The sequence below is a fragment of the Allorhizobium sp. DMC15 genome (assembly GCF_056314065.1).
Genome location: NZ_JBQUZB010000001.1, coordinates 1,321,202 through 1,341,510 on the forward strand (window position 1 = coordinate 1,321,202; position 20,309 = coordinate 1,341,510).

The following is a 20,309-nucleotide window of genomic DNA, read 5'->3' on the forward strand; positions in this document are numbered from 1 at the left end:
ATGGCTCGCAAGCCGGCAAGGTCGAGGCTGGGCGTCGTGCTGCGGTCGACGGCCGTGCGCCTGTCGGCGCTCTACATTGTGCTGTTTGCCGTATGCGCCGCTTTCCTCGTCTTCTACGTGACGGGCCTTTCCGAGCGCATCCTGAACAACCAGACGCGCGAGGCATTGAGCCAGGAAGTCCAGGAGATCCAGGGCGCCTATCAGCGGGGCGGCATTAACCAGCTCTTGCGCACCATGGAGCGGCGCGCCCGCCAGCCCGGCGCCAATCTTTACGTGATTGCCGGACCGAACGGCGAGATCCTTGCGGGCAATGTTGCCTCCGTCCAGCCGGGCATCTTCGATGAGGAGGGTTGGACCGAGTTCCCGTTCCGCTACGAGCGCTACAGCGATACCGGCAAGGTGAAGCGGCATCTGGCGACCGCTCACGTCTTTTTCCTCGACAACGGCTTCCGTCTGCTGGTTGGTCGCGATCTCGGCGAGCCGAGCAAGCTGCGCTCCCTGGTGCGCCAGGCGCTGATGGTGGCCTTGCTGATCATGGGCATCGGCGCCGTGGTCATCTGGTTTGCCATTGGCCGCAATGCCCTGAAGCGTATCGACCGGGTCTCGGCGGCGAGCCAGAAGATCATGGCTGGCGACCTGTCGCAACGGCTTCCCGTGTCGGGCTCGGGCGACGAGTTCGACCGTCTGTCCTCCTCGCTGAACGGCATGCTGGGACGCATCGAGCAACTGAACGAAGGCCTGCGCCAGGTCTCCGACAACATCGCCCATGACCTGAAGACGCCGCTGACCCGGCTGCGCAACAAGGCGGCCGATGCGCTGGAAGAGGATGACGGCGCGGCGCGCCGGGCGGCACTGGAGACCATTATCGCGGAATCTGACCAGCTGATCCGCACCTTTAATGCACTGTTGATGATTTCCCGCGTCGAAGCGGGTTCGATCGCCGCCGAATTGACCGACATCGACATCTCCGCCATCGCCGCCGACAGCGCCGAACTTTACGAGCCGGTGGCGGAGGAGGCGGGCCAGACGATGGTCTGCGATATCGCGCCTGGATTGTCGGTCCGCGGAAATCGTGAACTGGTGGGCCAGGCGATGTCGAACCTGATCGACAACGCGATCAAATATGGCAGCCAGGGAGACGAGGGGTCGACCATCCGCGTGCGCGTCACACGGTCCGCCGGAGGGGTCGAGATCGCCGTTTCCGACGAGGGGCCCGGGGTGCCGGCGGATAAGCGGGACGATGTGGTCAAGCGCTTCGTGCGGCTGGACAAGAGCCGTTCCAAGCCGGGCACGGGTCTTGGCCTCTCGCTGGTCGAGGCGATCATGGCTTTGCACGGCGGCCGGCTCATTCTTTCCGATACCCGCGACCATCCCGATTATCCCGGCCTGACGGCAACCATGGTCTTTCCGGGAACGAAGCCCTAACCTGTCCCCGCCGTGAGATTCGAAAAGAGATCTCCGGCGGGCGAGAGGAGGCATCGATGGCGGAAATGACAGCAAAACGTCTGGCCGACGTGGGCGAGGGCGTGATCCGGCCGTTGAACCAGACGGAGCTGAAATCCGTCACCGCCTTCCTCAAGGATCTGGTCCGGCAGGAGCCCGAACTGGCGGGAAGCATGGCTGCGGAGGGTCCTCTGCGCAGTTTTCTGCTCTCGGCTTTCACGCTTTCACCTTATCTGCGCGAGGTGGCGAGCGTGCGTCCGGGCCTGCTGGTCGAGGCGCTTTCGGGACCACTAGAGCCGATACTTGAAGCGGCCGTGGCCGAGGCCCGCGCAGCCCACCGAGCCGCCTTCGGCGTGCTGCCCGCCGAAGGCGAAGTCATGGCACGCCTGCGCCGGGCCAAGCGCAAGGTCGCCTTCGTCACCGCGCTTGCGGATCTCGCCCGGATCTTCACCGCCCGCGATACCACAGCCTGGCTGACCGCGATTGCCGATGCGAGCGTGGGGGCGGCGATCGACCATCTGCTGCTCGCGGGTCAGGAGGCGGGGAAACTGACCCTCAAGAACCCGGAGAATCCGGCAGAGGGCAGCGGCCTGATCGTGCTCGGCATGGGCAAACATGGCGCGCGCGAGCTGAACTATTCCTCCGATATCGATCTCGTCGTCTTCTATGATCCGGACGCCGGCATCCTGAAGGATCCGGACGACGCCATGGAGACCTATGGCCGGATGATGCGCCGGCTGGTGCGCATCCTGCAGGAGCGCACGGCCGATGGTTATGTCTTCCGCACCGACCTGCGCTTGCGCCCCGATCCCGGCTCCACGCCGCTGGCCGTCCCCGTCGAGGCGGCATTGATCTACTACGAGGGCAGGGGGCAGAACTGGGAGCGCGCGGCCTTCATCAAGGCGCGACCGGTGGCCGGCGATCTGAAGGCCGGCGAAAGCTTCCTGCGGGAACTGACGCCCTTTGTCTTCCGCAAATATCTCGACTACGCGGCGATCGCCGACATCCACTCGATCAAGCGGCAGATCCATGTGCACAAGGGCCATGGCGCGATCGCGGTGAAAGGGCACAACGTCAAGCTCGGACGCGGCGGTATCCGCGAGATTGAGTTCTTCGCCCAGACCCAGCAGCTGATCGCCGGCGGCCGCATGCCGGATCTGCGCTGCCGCCCGACGGAGGAGGCGCTGAAGGCGCTGGCCGAGGCGCGCTGGATCGATGCGCGGACAGCGGAAGAACTCACCGAATGCTACTGGTTCCTGCGCGATGTCGAGCACCGCATCCAGATGGTGCATGACGAGCAGACCCATGTGTTGCCCGAGACCGAGGCGGAGCTGAAGCGCATCGCCTTCATGCTCGGTTCCATCGACACCACGGCCTTCTCGACCGCCCTTGACAGCGTGTTGAAGACGGTGGAGCGGCGCTATGCGCGCCTGTTCGAGAAGGAGGAGGGCCTGTCGAGTGCGACGGGAAACCTCGTCTTCACCGGCCAGAAGGATGATCCAGATACCCTGAAGACATTGAAGGGGCTGGGTTTCGAGCGACCGGAGGATATTTCGCGGGTGATCCGCACCTGGCACTACGGTCGGTATCGCGCCACGCAATCGGTGGAGGCGCGCGAGCGGCTGACCGAGATGACGCCGGACCTGTTGAGAGCTTTCGGCGAGAGCCGGAGGGCTGACGAGGCGCTGCTGCGCTTCGACAATTTCCTCTCGGGCCTGCCCGCCGGCATCCAGCTCTTTTCCCTGCTCGGCAACAACCCGGCGCTGCTAGAGTTGATGGTCAACATCATGGCGGCGGCCCCCAGGCTCGCCGAGATCATTGCCGCGCGCCCGCATGTCTTCGACGGCATGCTCGATCCCGGTTTGCTGGTCGAACTTCCCACCCGCGACTATCTCGGCAGGCGGCTGAAGGCCTTCCTGTCGAGTGCCCGCCATTACGAGGAGATCCTCGACCGGCTGCGGATATTTGCCGCCGAACAGCGTTTTCTGATCGGCATCCGCTTGCTCACCGGCGCGATCGGCGGAACCCAGGCGGGCCGTGCTTTCACGGACCTGGCGGATCTCGTCATCGAGGCGGCACTCGATGCCGTAGTCGCTGAAATGGAGGCCGCCCATGGCCGTGTGCCGGGTGGCCGCGTGGCGCTGCTCGGCATGGGAAAACTCGGCTCCTTCGAACTGACGGCCGGATCCGATGTCGATCTCATCCTGCTCTACGAACACGACGACGACGCGGGCGAAAGCGACGGAGCCAAACCGCTCGACACCTTGCGGTACTACACCCGCCTGACCCAGCGGCTGATTGCAGCACTCTCCGCCCCGACGGCGGAAGGCGTGCTCTACGAGGTCGACATGCGGCTGCGCCCCTCCGGCAACAAGGGACCGGTTGCGACACGGCTCAGGGCCTTTGCCAAGTACCAGCGCGAGGAGGCCTGGACCTGGGAGCATATGGCTCTGTCGCGGGCGCGGGTGGTCTGCGGCGATGCCGGGCTGCAGGACGAAGCCGAGCAGATCATGGCGGAAGTGCTGAGTGCACCGCGCGACATCTCGCGGACCGTCAAGGATGTGGCCGAGATGCGCGCGCTCATCGAGCAGGAGAAACCGGCAAAGGACATCTGGGACCTGAAGCTGATCCCCGGAGGCTTGATCGACATCGAATTCATCGCGCAGTTCCTGGCGCTGGTCGGACCCGCGCGCGGCGGTGCCGTGGCAACATCCGGCCTCTCCACGGCCGAAGCGCTGAAGGCTTTGGGTGCAGCGATGAATGAAAACGACCGGGACCAGTGCCTGCAGGCGTTGAAGCTCTATACCGACCTGTCCCAGGTCATCAGGCTTTGTATCGACGGAGCCTTCGATCCCGCCTCCGTTCCGTCCGGCCTGATCGACCGGGTCGTTCGGGCCGCCGAATGCCCCGATCTCAAATCGGTCGAGGCGGAATTGAAGCGGCATTCGAAAGCGGTGCGCAGGGTGTTCCAGCGCGTTGTTGCCACCACCTGAGCGCCGGCGGACAGCTGGTCAAAAAAAGTCGCGAAGGATCTAATGCAGTAAAATCTAATTAACTGACATCTCACATAGTCCATGTCTAGTCGAGGTCGCGCACGGGCGCATTCATGGGTGACATGGAAGATGAAAAACATACCAATCGTCGGCAAATTCATTGCCATCATGGCCGTTTTCGGGGTTTTCTCGATCGGCGTCGCATTCTACACGGGGGCGCAGCTTAAAGCGATCGACAGCAACTACAGCAGTCTGCTGGAGGGGGAATCGAACGCCGCGCTGTACCTGGCGCGATCCAACCGGTCGATGCAGAACATGCGGGCTGCAATTGCCGATCTGGTGCTGCTGCGGTCGCCGGAACTGAGTAAAGCCGCCGACAAGGAAATTAGTACGGCCAAGGAGAGCTTCGTCAAGTTTATCGACAACGCTGCGAAGGCTGTGCCTTCAAATGCCGAGATTCCAGCCTTGAAGACAGCCGTTCTCAAGATCGTTGACGAATCCTGCGGTAACGCGATCACGGCAGGACGTGCGGCCTCGGACGAGGCGTCGGTGGTTGCCAGCCAGAACATCTTCCTGAAGGAATGCCAGCCGCAGTTTGCGGCGATCGCGCCGAAATTTACCGAGGTCACAACGAAGATGACCGAGCAGGCAGCAGCAACCAGCGCAAGCCTGACCGACCTGACCGCCGCCACGGCGCGCAATAGCCTCATCGGCGTCATTGCAGGCATTGCCATCGTGCTCGGATTGGGTTTCGTTGCCATTCGTAGCTGGCTTGTCCGCCCGATCCGCTCGCTCTCCGACACCATGGGGACGCTTGCCGGCGGTGATCTCTCGGTGGATGTCGAGGGCACAGAGCGCCGCGACGAAGTTGGCCTGATGGCGCGCTCCGTCCAGATCTTCAAGGACACCGGGCTGAAGGCGCGGGAACTGGCGAGCGAAGCAGAAGCCGCCCGTAGCCAAACCGAAGCCGAACGTCTGCGCAGCGAGGAAGCCGACCGCAAGCGGGCAGCCGAGATGGCTCAGGCGACCTCCAGCCTCGCCGAAGGTCTCGAACGTCTGTCCGACGGCGACCTCGGCTTCCAGCTGAGCACGCCCTTTGCTTCCGACTTCGAAAATCTGCGCGCCAACTTCAACACGGCGGTCGACAAGCTCCGGCGCACGCTGGGTGCGGTCGCCCAGGCAACCGGTGCGATCGATGGCGGTTCTCGTGAGTTGAGCCAGAGCGCTTCCGACCTTTCGAAGCGTACGGAACAGCAGGCGGCGTCGCTTGAGGAAACCGCAGCCGCCCTCGACCAGATCACCACCAACGTGCAGAACTCCTCGAAGCGCACGGAAGAGGCCCGCAGCGTTGCGATGAAGGCAACCGAATCGGCCAAGAAGTCGGGCGAGGTTGTCGCCAATGCGGTCGATGCCATGCAGCGGATCGAAAGCTCGTCGAGCCAGATCTCCAACATCATTGGCGTGATCGATGAAATCGCCTTCCAGACGAACCTCCTGGCACTGAATGCGGGCGTTGAGGCGGCCCGTGCAGGCGAAGCAGGCAAGGGTTTCGCAGTCGTTGCCCAGGAAGTCCGCGAGCTCGCGCAGCGCTCCGCCCAGGCGGCGAAGGAGATCAAGGAACTGATCGGCAAATCGGCCCAGGAAGTCGACAGTGGCGTTAAGCTGGTGACGGCAACCGGCGAGGCGCTGAAGGTCATCGGCGATCACGTCATCGCCATCAACGGGCAACTGGATGCGATCGCGACCTCGGCGCGTGAACAGTCGGTCGGCCTCTCGGAGGTCAACACGGCGGTCAACCAGATGGACCAGACGACGCAGCAGAATGCCGCGATGGTCGAGGAAGCAACCGCAGCCTCCGCGTCGCTGGCAACAGAAGCCGATCGCCTGCGCCAGCTGATCTCCCAGTTCCAGCTGGGCAATGCCGCTCAGGACAATCCTCGTGCCCCCGTGACGGCCTCTGCCGACCACCAGCCGGTCGCGTCACCCGCCCGTCGGATGATGAAGAAGGTGGCCGGCGCACTCGGCATGGGCGGTGCCAAGCCGGCAGACAGCTGGGAGGAATTCTGAGTTGCTGAACCGCGCCTAAACCTCGTTTAACCCAATAGAGAAGGGCGGCCCGTTTGGAACGGGCCGCCCTTTCTTGTTGTCCGGAATTCAGCCACTGGTCGTTTCAGAAATCGACCTTCCAGCCGGAACGCAGCCAGACATCCGGGTCTTCGCTTTCCGTGGTCGCGTTGAGCATGAAGGAGGCCACCCCGCCGCCGATGGCAATTTCGGTGCCGATGCCGCCGCGCAGCCAGAACTGCTTGATGTCTTCGCCAGCCACCGAAAGCTTGACGCCAGCCACTTCCGTGGATGTGCCGCTCGTCTGGTCTTCGAAGCGATAGGCGGCTTCGGCGCGGGCGAGGAGGGTGACGCTGTCGTTCAGCTTGTAGGCGCCATCGACACCGAGGCGCGCGATGGTGGCGTGTTCGCTGGCTTCATCATGAGTTGCCGGAAAGCTGCCGCCGGTTTCGACATAGGCGTCGGTCTTGGCCAGAGTGCGTGACAGGGCCAAATAGGGCGTGAACGCGGCATCGCCCAGCGAGACGGCATTCAGCCAGTCGAAACGCAGCTTGCCGGCCAGTGTTTCCGTGTTGGTGTCACCGCTCGAGAAGTCGAGGCCCGTGCCGTTCTGATAACCGCGATTGATGTCGAGCTTGCCCCGGCCGTAGAGCCCGCCGACCGTCAGATAAAGATCACCAAGCAGATTGGCGGTGACTTCGGGCGCGACATACCAGCTGTTGGCCTGGAAATCGCCACCGTCGTAGAGATCCTGATCGGTATGCGTTGCACCACCCTGAAGACGGACTGTGATGCCGTCCATCAGACCGTACCCGAAGCCGAAATCACCGAGAACAAGACCGCCTTCGGACTTGCTGCCGCTGTCATAGCCGGTGTCGACCGTGCCCCAGGCGGAGCGGCGGCCAACCTCGAGCAGATTGCGCATCGGGCTGCCTTGGGCGCCAAACATGATCGTGCTGGCGCTTGAGGTCTGGAGACCGATGGCGACCGAGTTGGTCTGCGCAGCGGAGGTGATATAATCTCCGATTGTAATGGCGCCCGAGGTGTCGCCGACATGCGCGATGTAGACGTCTCGGCTAAAGATCTTGTTGCCGACGATCGTCTTGCCATCGGCGGAAACGAAGAACGCGTCTCCGCTGAAATCGTCTGCGACGGTCACGCCGGCGTCACGCAGCCATTGATCGACCGTGATCATGCCGGTTTCCTGGGTCCAGCGGAAACCGCGCTCCACCGTGGAGGCACCGCCACCGCCGGGCGCCGGCGGCGGAGTCGTGCTGCTGTCGCTCTGCTGCAACATGCTGGCCGAGCCGACCACGACCGCCCCGTCTTCACTGACAGCCCTTGCCTCCGACTCGATAAAGCCGGTGCCGTGGATGTCGTGCATGGTTTCGTCTGCTAGGGACCAACGGAAAGCATGGTTGCTGGCGCCCTGACCATCGGGTTGGTAGCCGGCCCTGCCAACCATGACGCTGCCATCGCGGTTCATGGCGTTCAAGCGCACCTGCCCGTCGCCCTCAAGGGTGCCGAGGCTGACGAGGCGCTCGTCTGCCGCCGTCCAGCGAACGGCGCGGTCGTTGCCTGTTGCGTCGGTGGACATGCCACCGACGACAGAGCCGTCATAGCTTGTGAGGAAGGCCCAACTGAACGTACCGCCTTCCAGGAAGCCGAACGGAGTCATGTCGCCGGAATCGCGCTGCCAGACGAAGCCCTGGATGTGACCGTCCTGTTCATACTGCACGTAACCGACGACCGTACTCCCGTCGCCGCTCAAAGCCTCAACGCTGCTCGACGCACCGTCCATGGTTCCAAGCCTGGTCATGCCGTTGTTCCAGTAGAAGGCGACCCCTTCGAGGATTCCGGCAAAGGCAGTGCCGTTGTCGCTCACCGCATTGACGCTGAAATTGCCGGTGAGCGAGCCGGTGTCGAGGTAGGTCAGACCGGAGGCTGCCGTCCAGACGAAGGGGGTGTTTGTCCCATCGCCATTCGCTCGCGTGCCGATGACAGTGGTGCCATCCCCGCTGATGCCGCCAACGTAGAGGTCGTAGGGCGCGGTCACCGCGTTCGGCCCGTCGGCCAGGTCTTGGTCATATTCATGCAGCGTAACGCCGCTGGCGGAGCCGAGGTCGATCGGCGAGAGGGTGAACCCGCTCGATGTGCCGATCTGGCCGGTCTGCAGCAGTCGGGAAATGTCTTTGTTGACCAGAATCTCGGCCTGAGCTGTGCCGGCAAGTCCGATGCTTGCGATCAGCGGAAGTGCCGAGGCGGCGGCGAGAGAAAGAGAGCGGAGACGAAGGGAAGAGGCGTGTTTGGGTGCTGGCATGGTGAGATCGCACACTGGCGTCGTAAGACGGCAGAGTATAGTGCTCCAGGATTAAGTGGTGACTTTAATTAGCGAAGGCTTGTCTTGTGGTGAGCAGTATTCCGAGAAATATGACTCAAGTAATGGCTTTGATTACATGAGCTTGGAAACGCCTGCAATGGAGCGACCGCATTTCGGATGGGCGCCACCAAAAAAGGTACAAATATATTATGGTTTCATAAGTTACGAATTTATGGCGGCTGGGAGGTCCAGGACGTCAGCCGCAAGATCCATGATCTGTCGTGATACGGATCGGTCACCGTGGCGAGGCTGCACGCTGCGGGACTGAGGGTGAAGGCAACCTGCTGCCGCAGGAAGAGGTCGACGGACGGCAGTTGAGGTCGTGGCGGGCCACCGCCCGAACCGACCCTGCCCGAGCGGCAAGGCGGTTTCGGTGGCGGGCCGGGGATATGTTCAGCTGCGCCGCCGTGCCGCTTCCACCAGCCTGGCTTCCGGGATGACCACCGACACAACGGTTCCCTTGCCCTCGCGGGACAGGATCTTCAGGCGACCGCCATGCATGGTGACCAGTGAGCGGGAGATGGCGAGCCCCAGGCCCGAGCCTCCATTGCTCTTGGCATATTGGCTCTGCACCTGTTCGAACGGATTGCCGATCTTGGAGAGCGCGGATTTCGGGATGCCGATACCGGTGTCGGCGATGGTGATCGCGACGCTTCCGCCGACCTTCCGGGCCCGCAGCTCGATACGGCCGCCGGGCTCGGTGAATTTGACGGCATTCGACAGGATGTTGAGCAGGATTTGCTTCATCGAGCGGCGGTCGGCGACCATCGAAAGGCCGGGCGCCACGCGCTGTTCGATGCGGATTGCCTTGTCTTCCGCCGGAATGGCGGTCAGGCGCAGGCTCTCCTCGATCAAGGGCGACAGATCGATGTTTTCGCAACGGATCTTCATCTGCCCCGCCTCGATCTTCGACATGTCGAGAATGTCGTTGATGACGTTCAGGAGGTGCTTGCCGCTTTCGTGAATGTCCTTGGCATATTCCTCGTATTTCGGCGAGCCGATGGGACCGAACATGCCGGCGAGCAGGATTTCCGAGAAGCCCAATATCGCGTTGAGCGGCGTCCGGAGCTCATGGCTCATATTGGCGAGGAATTCCGACTTCGCCTTGTTGGCGGCCTCGGCGCGCTGCTTTTCGGCGAGATATTTCTCGTTGGCGTCGGAGAGTTCGGTCTTCTGGCGCTCCAGGATCTTCTGCGAGGCCGAGAGGTCGCCAATGGTGGCCATCAGGCGGCGTTCCTGGTCACGCAGGCGCTCCTGGTGGCGTTTGAGGAGCGTGATATCGGTGCCGACGGAGACGAGGCCGCCATCACGGGTACGGCGCTCGTTGATCTGCAGCCAGGTCTCGTCGGCAAGCTGCACTTCGGACGTGCGCGAATTGGTGCCGTCGTCGGCATCGGCAATCCGGCGCTGGATGATCGGACGGGCGGCGGCAGCCAGCACCAGCGAGCGCTCCGTACCCGGCAGCAACACGTCGTCCGGCAGCCCGTAGACTTTCTGGAAATGGCCGTTCCAGGCAACCAGCTTGTCGTTCTTGTCCCAGAGCACGAAGGCTTCCGACGTGCATTCGATGGCATCTGCCAGACGCTGGTCGGCTTCGGCATAACGTTGAGCCAGGCGATGCTGCTCGGTGACGTCCATGGCAATGCCGATGACATGCAGGTCGCCGGTATTGCTGCAGATGATCTGGGCACGGGCGCGCATCCAGACATAGTGTCCGAGCGCGTGGCGCATGCGGAAGATCTGGTCGATGTGTCGCGACTTGCCGCGACCGACGGAGCGGGCAAGCGCATAGAGATTGCCGTCGTCGGGGTGCATCAGGCGGGCCGCATCGGCAAAGGCGAGCGGCTGGGTGGACGGGGCGAGCCCGAGCATGTCGTACATCGACCGCGACCAGACGAGCTTGCGGCTTTCGAGATCGAAATCCCAGAGGCCGCAGCGACCGCGCGCGAGCGCCGCTTCGACCCGCATGTTGGATTCGAGGAAGATGTCGTCGGCGTCGCGGGCGCGTTTCACCTGCTGGTAATAGGCATAGAGGATGACCAGCAGGATCAGGGAAATGCCGGAAAACAGCGTGACGTTCAGCGAGATCTCGCTGCGCCAGAAATCGTCGACGCCCTGCATGGAATGGGCCGTGAGAAGCAGTGCACCCTCGGTTCCGACAGGCGCGACGATCGCATAATGTGGCTCGCCGTTGAAGACGGTCTCGATGGCACCGGCACGCTTGGCAGAGGTCTGGCTGACGGAACGCTGGATCGTGGTCACCTCGGGAAGGACCGCCGAGAGCATCAGGCCGACCTGGCCGGCAGCCGCGGGCGAGGCCGCAAAAATGCGACCGGCCGGATCGACCAGCAGCACGAAGGCGCCGTCGGCGAGGTGGTCGTCATCGAGATAGGTGGAGAGAATTCTTTCCGCCGCTGCCCGGTCGCCTTCTGCAAACAGCGCGGCCTTCTCCGAAAAGGCAGCCTCCGCCGTGGCCGCCATCAGTGATGTCGACACGCGGATGGCATCGACCATGCGCTGCTGTTCGGAAAGGATGCCGACCGTGCGCGAAAGCGCAACCACGGCGAGGAAAGCGAGGATCAACACCGGGATCGCGCGGCGCAGAAGGGTTTCCACCTGCTGCGATGCCGGGCTCGTCGCGGTCGCCGCCGCATGTCCCCGCGCACCGTTTCCGCCGGAAGGTGTGGGGCCGTACTTGCGTGCCAATTTTCCCAGATATGTCCCTACATCGGGAAATTTAGTGCGCAACCGCTCATCGGCTGCGGTCACCCGCTGCGCGTCAGACATCGTCCCTGCCTCGATCCCTCGTGTGATTCGAAAGCGCCGCTCGCCCGAATCTAGGGTCAAGGAATCATGCCCGATTCGCCTTGTCCAGAGCTGCCGGGTAAAGAAAATATTAACCCCTTACGCCGACTCCGCTTTTTTTAACGCGACTGCGGCAAGCGGCTGAATCTGATGCAGGAATCGTCCCTTCAGCTGCTCCGGAAACGCAAAGACGCCGGTCAGGGACCGGCGTCTGGAGCGGGGCGACAGGTGGGGTGTTCAGCCCTTCAACACGCGCTCGACGATGTCGCGGACATCGGTCGACAGCGAGGGGGCGGCCGCAATGGTTTCAAGCGCCGTTCGCGCATGGCCGGCGCGAACCGGCTCCAGCAGACGCCAGGAGCGCAGAGCGGTGAGAAGCCGTGCGGCAAGCTGCGGATTGCGCGGATCGATGGCGAGGATCTGCTCGGCGTAGAAGGCGTAGCCCGTACCGTCCGCCCGGTTGAAGCCGGTCGGATTGGAGAAGGCGAAGGTGCCGATCAGCGAGCGGACGCGATTGGGATTGGTCGACGCAAAGTTCGGGTTCGCCATCAGACCCTTCACACGGGCAAGAGCCTCTGTACCCGGGATCGTGGCCTGGATGGTGAACCACTTGTCGAGCACCAGCGGGTTTTCGGCAAAGCGGCTTTCAAAGGACGAGAGCGCCGCCTTGGTTTCTGCAGCATCGGGGAAGCGATGCGCAAGCAGCGTGAGCGCCTGCGAAAGGTCGGTCATGTTGTCGGCTTTGGCGAAAGCCTCGGCCGCAAGGGCAGGTGTGTTCTCGGCAAGCGTCAGGAAGGCCAGGGCGCTGTTCTTCAGCGCGCGCTTGCCGGCACCCTCCGCATCCGGGCTGAAGGCGCCAGAGGCTGAATGGGCGGCATAAAGGGTGCGGAACACCTCGACGCCGGCCTTGGCGATGGCCGCAAGGACGGCCTGCCGGCCGACATGGATGGCGTCGGGATCATTGTTGCCACCGAGTTCGCGCGCGATATCGGCCTCGGTGGGCAAGGACAGGGCCTGGGCGCGGAAGGCCGGCTCCAGCGCCTCGTCGGCGGCAACCGTCAGCAGGGCGTCGATGAAGGCGGGATCGACCTCGACCGAACCGCCGGCCTGCGCGGTCTTGGCGGCGGATGTCAGGATCGGGAGGGCGATGTCGGTGATCGCCTGCCAACGAGCGAAGAGGTCGCTGTCGTGGCGGGCGATATGGATGAGATCGTCCTTGGCCTGGGCGAAATGCAGTGTGACCGGGGCGGAGAAGCCACGGTTGAGAGAAACCACCGGACGGGCGCCGATGCCGGAAAAGGTGAAGGTCTGGGCACGCTGCGTCAGATGCAGCACGTCATCAGTCACATCGCCGCCCGATATCGCGGACGCCGTCGCCTCTGCACCGTTCTCCGTAATCAGGGCGAAGCGCAGCGGGATATGCATCGGCTCCTTGGTGCTCTGGCCGGGTGTCGCGGGGATCATCTGCTCGAGCGACAGCGATAGCGTCTTGGCGCCGGCATCATAGCTGGAGGAGACGGTGATCTGCGGCGTGCCGGCCTGGTGATACCAGAGCGAGAACTGCGAAAGGTCCTTGCCGCTCGCATCCTCGAAGCACTTGACGAAGTCCTCGACGGTGGAGGCGTCGCCGTCGTGGCGCTCGAAGTAGAGATCCATGCCCTTCTTGAAACCGTCGCGGCCGAGAATGGTCGCGATCATCCGGGTGACTTCAGAGCCCTTCTCGTAGACAGTCGTCGTGTAGAAGTTGTTGATCTCGCGATACTGGGTTGGACGCACCGGATGGGCGAGGGGGCCTGCATCTTCCGGGAATTGCTCCGAACGCAGATGACGGACTTCCGCGATGCGCTTCACCGAGCGCGAGCGCATGTCGGCGGAGAATTCGTGGTCGCGATAGACGGTCAGGCCTTCCTTCAGGCAGAGCTGGAACCAGTCGCGGCAGGTGATGCGGTTGCCGGTCCAGTTGTGGAAGTATTCATGCGCGATGATGGCCTCGATATTCGCGTAATCCTGATCGGTCGCGGTCTCGGGATCGGCGAGCACATACTTGTCGTTGAAGATGTTGAGGCCCTTGTTCTCCATGGCCCCCATGTTGAAGTCGGAGACGGCGACGATCATGAAGATGTCGAGATCGTATTCGCGACCGAACACCTCTTCGTCCCACTTCATCGAGCGCTTCAGCGCATCCATGGCATAGGCCGCGCGCGGCTCCTTGCCGTGCTCGACATAGATCTTCAGCGCCACCTCGCGGCCGGACATGGTGGTGAAGGTGTCCTCGACCACGCCGAGATCACCGGCGACGAGCGCGAAGAGGTAGGACGGCTTCGGATGCGGGTCGAACCAGGCGGCAAAATGTTTGTCCGGGCCAAAGCCGGCGCCACCCAGGAAGTTGCCGTTGGAGAGCAGGAGCGGGTTCGCAGCCTTGTCGGCGATGATGTTGATCGTATAGACGGCCAGCACATCCGGGCGGTCAGGGAAATAGGTGATGCGGCGGAAGCCTTCGGCTTCGCACTGCGTGCAGTAGATGCCGTTCGAGCGGTAGAGGCCCATCAGCTGGGTATTGGCCTCCGGATTGATCATCGTGACAACGGTGATCTCGAAGGGCGTCGATTCCGGCAGATCCCGGATCGTCAGGCTTTCGGGCGTCGCGGTGTAGCGCGCCGGATCCATCTCGATCTGGTCGAAGAGCAGGCTGGTCATGACGAGGTCGTCACCATCGAGCACCAGCGGCGCATTCGCGTCGACACCTTCGCGGCGATGGAAGATGAGACGCGCTTCCACCTTGGTTTCAGTCGGGTCCAGTTCGAAGGTCAGATCAACCCGTTCCAGAACAAAGTCGGTGGGGCGGTAGTCTGCCAGATGAACGATCCGGCCCGTATCTGTGCGCATTGTATATCCTGGTCGCTTCGAGGTTGGCCGCGACGGCGCAAGCAGATTTACTCTGCACCGATCTGGGTCAAGTTGGTGTCGATGATTGCAGCAAAATCTGAACGATTGTTAAAACACGGGATATTTTTCGCCGGCCCTTTTTGGGATTTGGCCAAGATCAGCGATTGACCGTGGGCAGCCTAAGTCGCGCCGTTGAAGAATAGCGGGAGCGTGAACTCTTTTGCTTCGTTGTTGCCGACGACGACTACGGCTACTTCAGCTTCAGCTGGGCGCGAATGAGTTCGTCGCTGTCGGACTGTTGGATGATCACGGCGGACCAGCCAAGACCGTCATAGTCCTCGTAGCCGAGCGTCTTGGCAAATGCGACAATGGCGCCGTTGGCGTCTTGGTAGCTCCCGCGCGGTGCCTGTTGCGGATTGGACAGCGCGAAATGGGTATAGACGCGTGAGGGGCGGCTGGAGGCGATGACCATGTTGGTGCCGTCGAGCAGAAGCACTTCGGTGCGCTCTGCCACCGCCGGCGGAAGGTTCGCCTCCTTCTCGACGATCGCCTGCCCCTGGGATTGCCAGTCGAAATAGACGCCAAGCGTACCGACAAGCGCGCCCTCCGAGCGTCCCCCGGCCCGGATGCCGGTGGCATAGACGAGCACGTCGCGCTGATCGTGCAGGGGGCTGCGGCGCACGCGGTCGACAACATAGTCGTCACCGCTGCGACAGCCACGCGCCGCCTTGAACCAGTCCTCGGCGGCGAGGTTCTTGTCCTTCAGGTTGCGCTGGTACCGCGGATTGGCGGAAGCAATCACCTGGCCGGTAGCATCGGTCATGACGAGGTCGAGATAGACGGTATAGAAGCGGTTGATGACGCCGAGCCGGCTTGCGGCGTGGCTTGCCGCATCAGTCGAAGGGTCTTCCAGTGCCGACCAGAGCGCATGGTCGGTCGCCCACCAGCGGACATCCGCCGTGCGCTCGAAGAGGTTGCGCACGATGAACTGGACCAGCGTCTGGGCAAGGTCGATGAGGCGCACGCCTTCCATGTCCTCGACCAGCGCATCCGCCATGCTGCGGCTGAGGCGGATGCGGTCGAGCACGTTTTCCTGGAAGCGTTCGGAAATGTCGGCAGCACCCTGTGCCAGCCGCTGCACCTCATTGGCGACGACCGCGAAGCCCTTGCCCGCTTCGCCCGCCCGCGCCGCCTCAATCAGGGCATTGATGGCAAGAAGCCTGATCTGCCGGACGATCAGGGCATTGTCGGCGCTGTAGGTCTCAAGGTCCCGGCCGATGCTTTCCGTGACCAGCCGCATCGAGCGCGGCGTGGCTCGATTTTCTGCCTGTTTCGATTCTGCTGCCGTTGATGTCATGGCGGTCGTCGGCTGAAAAGGTTTTGGTGATGGGCAACGGAGAATGCAAAGCAAAGAAGTATCTGCAGGAAACATAGTTTACTGAGATTGAAGGCATGGTTAACGCGCTATTGCGAGAAAACTGAAGCGGCGCGGCCATTTTTGGGCTTTGTTGGCCTTGTTTTGGCCCGGTGGAGGTGCATGGTGATGCACGCGGGAAGAGTAAGCCCGAATCTGGCGATACCCTTCCGACGATCCGATCGAGCCCCGGGTGAGAGCCGGCCCGAAACTGCAGATGAAATCGTTGACCTGATGGCATTCGCCGACCCCAATCCCCTGCGCGGCATTCTGCTGAAAGTGCTCTCCGTCACCGTCTTCGTTGCGATGCAGACCGCGATCAAGCTCGCCGGCTCCGGTATCGCGCCCGGACAGATCAGCTTCTACCGCTCGGCCTTCGCCATCGTGCCGATCGTCGTCTATCTCGCCTGGCGGGGCGAACTGCGCCAGGCAATCCAGACAGACAACCCCTTCGGCCATGTGAAGCGCGGCTTCCTCGGCGTCTGTGCCATGGGCGCGGGCTTCTTCGGCCTCGTTCATCTGCCGCTGCCGGACGCGATCGCGATCGGCTACGCCATGCCCCTGATTGCGGTCGTCTTCGCGGCGCTTTTCCTGAAGGAGACCGTGCGGCTTTATCGCTGGACGGCCGTGTTCGTCGGGCTGGTCGGGGTGTCGATCATTTCCTATCCGAAGCTCACCCTGTTTGCCGACGAGGGGCTGGGGTCGGAGGCGGCGGTCGGGGCCGTGGCGGTTCTGATTTCCGCAACGCTTGGGGCGGCAGCCATGCTGCAGGTGCGCCAGTTGGTGCGCGAAGAGAAGACTGCGACCATAGTCCTGTTTTTCTCGGTGACCGCGTCGCTCTTGTCGGCGCTGACCTGGTTCTTCGGCTGGCCGGATCTTTCCTGGCGGGCGCTCGGCCTTCTGGCGATGGCAGGCTTCTTCGGCGGGCTCGGACAGATCCTGCTCACCGAAAGCTATCGGTACGCCGACGTCTCGACGATCGCCCCCTTCGAATACATCTCGATCATCCTCGGCTCGATCGCAGCCTATCTCCTGTTTGCAGACGTGCCGACCTGGACGACGGTCCTCGGCGCCGCGATCGTGGTCGGAGCTGGCATCTTCATCATATTCCGCGAGCATCAACTGGGACTGGAGCGACGGGCAGCCCGCAAGGCGTCGACACCCCAGAGCTGACCGCGGCCTGAAAGCGGGTCAGCGATCGGGATCGTTGAGCGGCGATGCCCCGTCCGTTCCCTGCATCGGCAGGGCCACGGCCTGGAAGTCGGTCTTGTCGCTGTTGGTGTCCGGGCGGCGCGAGATGCGCCAGGCGGCATAGCCGGAATAGAGCGCAAAGGCGGTGGCCAGGAAGAAGATCAGCGCATTGGGGCCGAGCCATTGCATCAGCGACCCGGCCATGACCGGGCCGGTGACGGTGCCGAGGCCATAAAGGATCATGATGGCGCTGGAGAGCGTGACATACTCGTCCGGTTCCGCAAGGTCGTTGGCATGCGCCACGTTCAGCGAATACACGGGGTAGAGGACGGTGCCGACGAAAAAGCCGGCGACATAGATTGCGGTCGCATTCTCCGCGTCGAAGAGCGTCATGGCGAGGCACGAAGCGACGCCGAACAGTCCGCAGCCGATCATCACCAGGCGCCGGTCGATGCGGTCCGAGAGGCGGCCGATCGGCATCTGCGAAATGGCACCCCCTGCGAGAAAGGCGGCGAGCAGTGTTGCGCCCTGGGTGGTGGTCATCGCAATGGTCTGGGAATAGACGCCACCCAGGCTGCCCCAGGTCCCCGAGAGCGCGCCCGACAGGAGCGAGCCGAAAAATGCAATCGGCGAGCGGCGATAAAGCCGTTTGAGATCGAAGCGGGCTTCCGCGATGGGTGTCGGCGACTGGGCGGTCGACAGTGCGACTGGAAACAGCGCGAGCGAGAAGATAAGCGCGCACACCATGAAGAGTTCGGGCCCGTTCACATCGCCGAGCGGAACGATGTATTGGCCGCCGATCGAGCCGACCAGGCAGGTCATCATGTAGACGGAGAACAGCGCACCGCGATTGTCGTTGGTCACCCGTTCGTTGAGCCAGCTCTCGATCAGGAGATAGGCGCCGGCGATGGCGAAACCGGCCATGCCACGGAAAATCATCCAGGCCCACCACTCGACCACGAGGGCGCAGAGCAGGATGGAAACCGTGAGAAGCGTGATCAGCGCGCCGAAGACGCGAACATGGCCGACCCTACGGACGAAGATCGGCGTGACCACGCAGGACACCGTGAATCCGAAGGTGTAGCCCGTGGCGATGACGGAAATGATGAAGGTCGACCAGCCTTCGTTCAACGAGCGAATGGGCAGCATATAGCCCATAAGACCGAACCCGGCCATCATCAGCAGCGTGGACAGCATGAGGGTGGCGATCGAGGCGAGACTGGACAGCATGAAGACCCCTCGGGCGCATGGAAGGGCGATACTGCCCCGATCGGAGCGTTTAAGGAATTTCGAAACCGACGTCCAGCGTCGCAAAAGCGGGGTTGCAAGCAAGCATACTGGCGCTAGGAACTAATAATTGATTGAAATTGCCTAAGTAAATCGTTTACCTTGTCATTCGTCACTTGGTGATCTGGCGTCAATCCGACGAGGCGCGCCGAAAGGGGTTCATGAGGGTATCGAGTAGAGATCACAAGCCAGCGCCGGCTCCGCAGTTTGCGGCCGTCAGTCTTCTCTGCGGGCTGACAGGTCCTCAGGGATTGAGGCTGGGCAACTGAGGTGAAGCATGGCGTATTCTGCTGAGGACATTGCCGAGCATCCAAACTTCGTGGAAGCCCTGCGAGACTTCGCGGCGTCTCTGCGTCAGCAATTCGATGACAGCCCGCGACTGTCGCGCATGCTGGCGTCGCATCAGCGCTGGCTGTTGAGCCAGGCAGCCTTTGCCCTGCAGCTGGAATATGACCCGAGCCAGCCCGGCAGCGGCCTGACCACGACCAATCTGCGCGAGATCATCACCTCGAACAATGCGGCGAGCCGCAACACGGTGCTCAATTTCCTCGACCAGCTGTTGAGCTACAAGTTTGTCCGCATCGTGGGGGATCCGACGCGCCGCCCGAAGCGATATGAGGCGACCGAGGTCACCTACCAGGCCGTCTATCTCTGGCTGCTTGCCAACCTGCTCGTGCTGGACCGGCTGGATGGTGGCGACAGGGTCGCCACCCTGCGCGGCCGGCCGGAATTGTTGCGGCTGGTCCAGCCGCAGATCGCGCGGCGCGCCTGCCTGGAGCCGCGCTGGCTAGAGCCGCCGCCGCGTGTCGCCCTGTTCCTCTGGACAGAGGCCGGCGGGCTCGTCATGGACGAGCTGGTGCGTCGGGCCGTCGAGCCGGTCCCCGGCGGCGAGGCCTATGAAATCGGTCGCATCGATGCGCGTCAGCTCGCCGAGCAATTCATGATTTCGCGCACCCACCTGCAGCGGTTGTTTCGGCGCGCGGTGGATGCCGGTTGCCTGTCCTGGCCCGATGACACCCGCAAAAACTGCCTGTTGAACCGCGAATTCCTCCGGGAATACTGCCATTGGCAGGCCGTGAAGTTCTCGATCGTTGACCGCGCCTACGAACAGATTTGCGGGCCCGTTCGCCTGGAAAAGCCTGAGCCGCGCCTGGGCGCGGTGCGCGAGGCCTGAGACGCCCTCAATTGTGAAGCGGGGATGCCGAAACGAAAACGGCCCGCCAAGGGCGAGCCGGTACGGCGATCGATGCGAATGTCGTCCTCAGAAGCCGAGGGGCTGGATCGCAGGCGTTTCCCCGCGGGCAAGGGCTGCCTGTCGCTGCTGGGCGGCCTGGGAATATTCCGCCGACGCGCTGACGGCATGGCCGATCTGGTGCATGGCCTGGCGCAGGGTGCGGACGGGATGAAAACGAATGGTCATGGGGCGTGTCCTCTGCTTTTCGCGCATGTCTGTGTTTGCCCGCTTATTAGTTCATGGCTGAACCACTTGTGCAACGCACAATTCGACGGGGCTGATATGCGACGGGTGCAAGGCGCTGGTTGCGGACTGCCCGCGCGGCGAGGTCAGGCGCGAAAATCAGAGAAGATTGTCGCGGGACGCGCAATGCGTCCGGCGTGGCCGGCATGGCGGGCGCTCAGCTGTTCCAGCGATACGGCGGCACCGATGCGGTTGTAGGGGCTGTTGGTCCGGCCCTGCTCGCCAGCGAGGCGCAGGGTCTCGAACTTGCAGTGGATGGGGCGGGTCCGAAGGCTCACGGCGGTCTTCCTTGTAAAGTGTCCCTCCCACTTTGCCCTTCGTATATCGCAGTGCAGCATTGAGTCGGCAAGTCGCGCGGATGCGGCCCTG

General features: G+C 62.9%; 12 protein-coding genes. 5 read left to right on the forward strand and 7 right to left on the reverse strand.

Annotation, left to right across the window (positions count from 1 at the left end; all coding sequences use genetic code 11):
- The 3 genes from ACT53S_RS06545 (at position 1) to ACT53S_RS06555 (ending at position 6,503) form a co-directional block, all read left to right on the forward strand.
- Complete coding sequence (locus ACT53S_RS06545) at positions 1-1,425, forward strand: sensor histidine kinase (protein WP_142069909.1); 1,425 nt, start codon at positions 1-3, stop codon at positions 1,423-1,425.
- 56 nt (positions 1,426-1,481) lie between these two features.
- On the forward strand, positions 1,482-4,436 hold the full coding sequence (locus ACT53S_RS06550; RefSeq protein WP_476066360.1) for a bifunctional [glutamine synthetase] adenylyltransferase/[glutamine synthetase]-adenylyl-L-tyrosine phosphorylase: 2,955 nt from the start codon (positions 1,482-1,484) through the stop codon (positions 4,434-4,436).
- A gap of 129 nt (positions 4,437-4,565) precedes the next feature.
- On the forward strand, positions 4,566-6,503 hold the full coding sequence (locus tag ACT53S_RS06555) for a methyl-accepting chemotaxis protein (RefSeq protein WP_476066361.1): 1,938 nt from the start codon (positions 4,566-4,568) through the stop codon (positions 6,501-6,503).
- A 103-nt stretch (positions 6,504-6,606) separates the two neighbouring features.
- On the opposite strand, the gene ACT53S_RS06560 is transcribed toward ACT53S_RS06555, so the two are convergent.
- The 4 genes from ACT53S_RS06560 to ACT53S_RS06575 all read right to left on the reverse strand — a co-directional run bounded on the left by ACT53S_RS06560 (position 6,607) and on the right by ACT53S_RS06575 (position 15,928).
- Positions 6,607-8,820 (reverse strand): autotransporter domain-containing protein, encoded by a 2,214-nt coding sequence (locus ACT53S_RS06560; RefSeq protein ID WP_476066362.1) that lies wholly within the window; start codon positions 8,818-8,820, stop codon positions 6,607-6,609.
- 453 nt (positions 8,821-9,273) lie between these two features.
- Positions 9,274-11,667, reverse strand: a complete 2,394-nt coding sequence (locus ACT53S_RS06565) for a PAS domain-containing sensor histidine kinase (protein WP_476066363.1) — start codon at positions 11,665-11,667, stop codon at positions 9,274-9,276.
- Positions 11,668-11,922: 255 nt separating this feature from the next.
- The gene (gene pepN / locus ACT53S_RS06570; protein ID WP_476066364.1) at positions 11,923-14,571 is read right to left on the reverse strand and encodes an aminopeptidase N; all 2,649 of its coding nucleotides are present in this window, start codon (positions 14,569-14,571) and stop codon (positions 11,923-11,925) included.
- Positions 14,572-14,821: 250 nt separating this feature from the next.
- Positions 14,822-15,928: a methyl-accepting chemotaxis protein gene (locus ACT53S_RS06575; RefSeq protein WP_476066365.1), complete on the reverse strand. Its 1,107-nt coding sequence runs from the start codon at positions 15,926-15,928 to the stop codon at positions 14,822-14,824.
- 291 nt (positions 15,929-16,219) lie between these two features.
- Here ACT53S_RS06575 and ACT53S_RS06580 point away from each other — a divergent pair, with 291 nt between their 5' ends.
- On the forward strand, positions 16,220-17,158 hold the full coding sequence (locus tag ACT53S_RS06580) for a DMT family transporter (RefSeq protein WP_113378494.1): 939 nt from the start codon (positions 16,220-16,222) through the stop codon (positions 17,156-17,158).
- An 18-nt stretch (positions 17,159-17,176) separates the two neighbouring features.
- Here the strand turns inward: ACT53S_RS06580 and ACT53S_RS06585 are convergent, their stop codons facing one another.
- Positions 17,177-18,406: an MFS transporter gene (locus ACT53S_RS06585; RefSeq protein ID WP_113378493.1), complete on the reverse strand. Its 1,230-nt coding sequence runs from the start codon at positions 18,404-18,406 to the stop codon at positions 17,177-17,179.
- 334 nt (positions 18,407-18,740) lie between these two features.
- On the opposite strand from ACT53S_RS06585, the gene ACT53S_RS06590 reads away from it, so the two are divergent.
- Positions 18,741-19,637 carry a hypothetical protein gene (locus ACT53S_RS06590; protein ID WP_113378492.1) on the forward strand — a complete coding sequence of 299 codons (897 nt, stop codon included), beginning with the start codon at positions 18,741-18,743 and terminating at the stop codon, positions 19,635-19,637.
- Positions 19,638-19,724: 87 nt separating this feature from the next.
- Here ACT53S_RS06590 and ACT53S_RS06595 read toward each other — a convergent pair whose 3' ends face one another.
- Both ACT53S_RS06595 and ACT53S_RS06600 read right to left on the reverse strand, forming a co-directional pair.
- Positions 19,725-19,883, reverse strand: coding sequence for a hypothetical protein (locus ACT53S_RS06595; RefSeq protein WP_476066366.1), 159 nt, complete (start codon positions 19,881-19,883; stop codon positions 19,725-19,727).
- 143 nt (positions 19,884-20,026) lie between these two features.
- Positions 20,027-20,218, reverse strand: coding sequence for a hypothetical protein (locus ACT53S_RS06600; protein WP_113378491.1), 192 nt, complete (start codon positions 20,216-20,218; stop codon positions 20,027-20,029).
- Between the last annotated feature and the right edge of the window lie 91 nt (positions 20,219-20,309).

Bases quoted from the DNA above. Each gene is read 5' to 3' on its own strand.
- ACT53S_RS06545 (WP_142069909.1), top strand. From the start codon at position 1: ATGGCTCGCAAGCCGGCAAGGTCGAGGCTGGGCGTCGTGCTGCGGTCG.
- ACT53S_RS06550 (WP_476066360.1), top strand. From the start codon at position 1,482: ATGGCGGAAATGACAGCAAAACGTCTGGCCGACGTGGGCGAGGGCGTG.
- ACT53S_RS06555 (WP_476066361.1), top strand. From the start codon at position 4,566: ATGAAAAACATACCAATCGTCGGCAAATTCATTGCCATCATGGCCGTT.
- ACT53S_RS06560 (WP_476066362.1), bottom strand. From the start codon at position 8,820: ATGCCAGCACCCAAACACGCCTCTTCCCTTCGTCTCCGCTCTCTTTCT.
- ACT53S_RS06565 (WP_476066363.1), bottom strand. From the start codon at position 11,667: ATGTCTGACGCGCAGCGGGTGACCGCAGCCGATGAGCGGTTGCGCACT.
- pepN (WP_476066364.1), bottom strand. From the start codon at position 14,571: ATGCGCACAGATACGGGCCGGATCGTTCATCTGGCAGACTACCGCCCC.
- ACT53S_RS06575 (WP_476066365.1), bottom strand. From the start codon at position 15,928: ATGACATCAACGGCAGCAGAATCGAAACAGGCAGAAAATCGAGCCACG.
- ACT53S_RS06580 (WP_113378494.1), top strand. From the start codon at position 16,220: ATGGCATTCGCCGACCCCAATCCCCTGCGCGGCATTCTGCTGAAAGTG.
- ACT53S_RS06585 (WP_113378493.1), bottom strand. From the start codon at position 18,406: ATGCTGTCCAGTCTCGCCTCGATCGCCACCCTCATGCTGTCCACGCTG.
- ACT53S_RS06590 (WP_113378492.1), top strand. From the start codon at position 18,741: ATGGCGTATTCTGCTGAGGACATTGCCGAGCATCCAAACTTCGTGGAA.
- ACT53S_RS06595 (WP_476066366.1), bottom strand. From the start codon at position 19,883: ATGACCATTCGTTTTCATCCCGTCCGCACCCTGCGCCAGGCCATGCAC.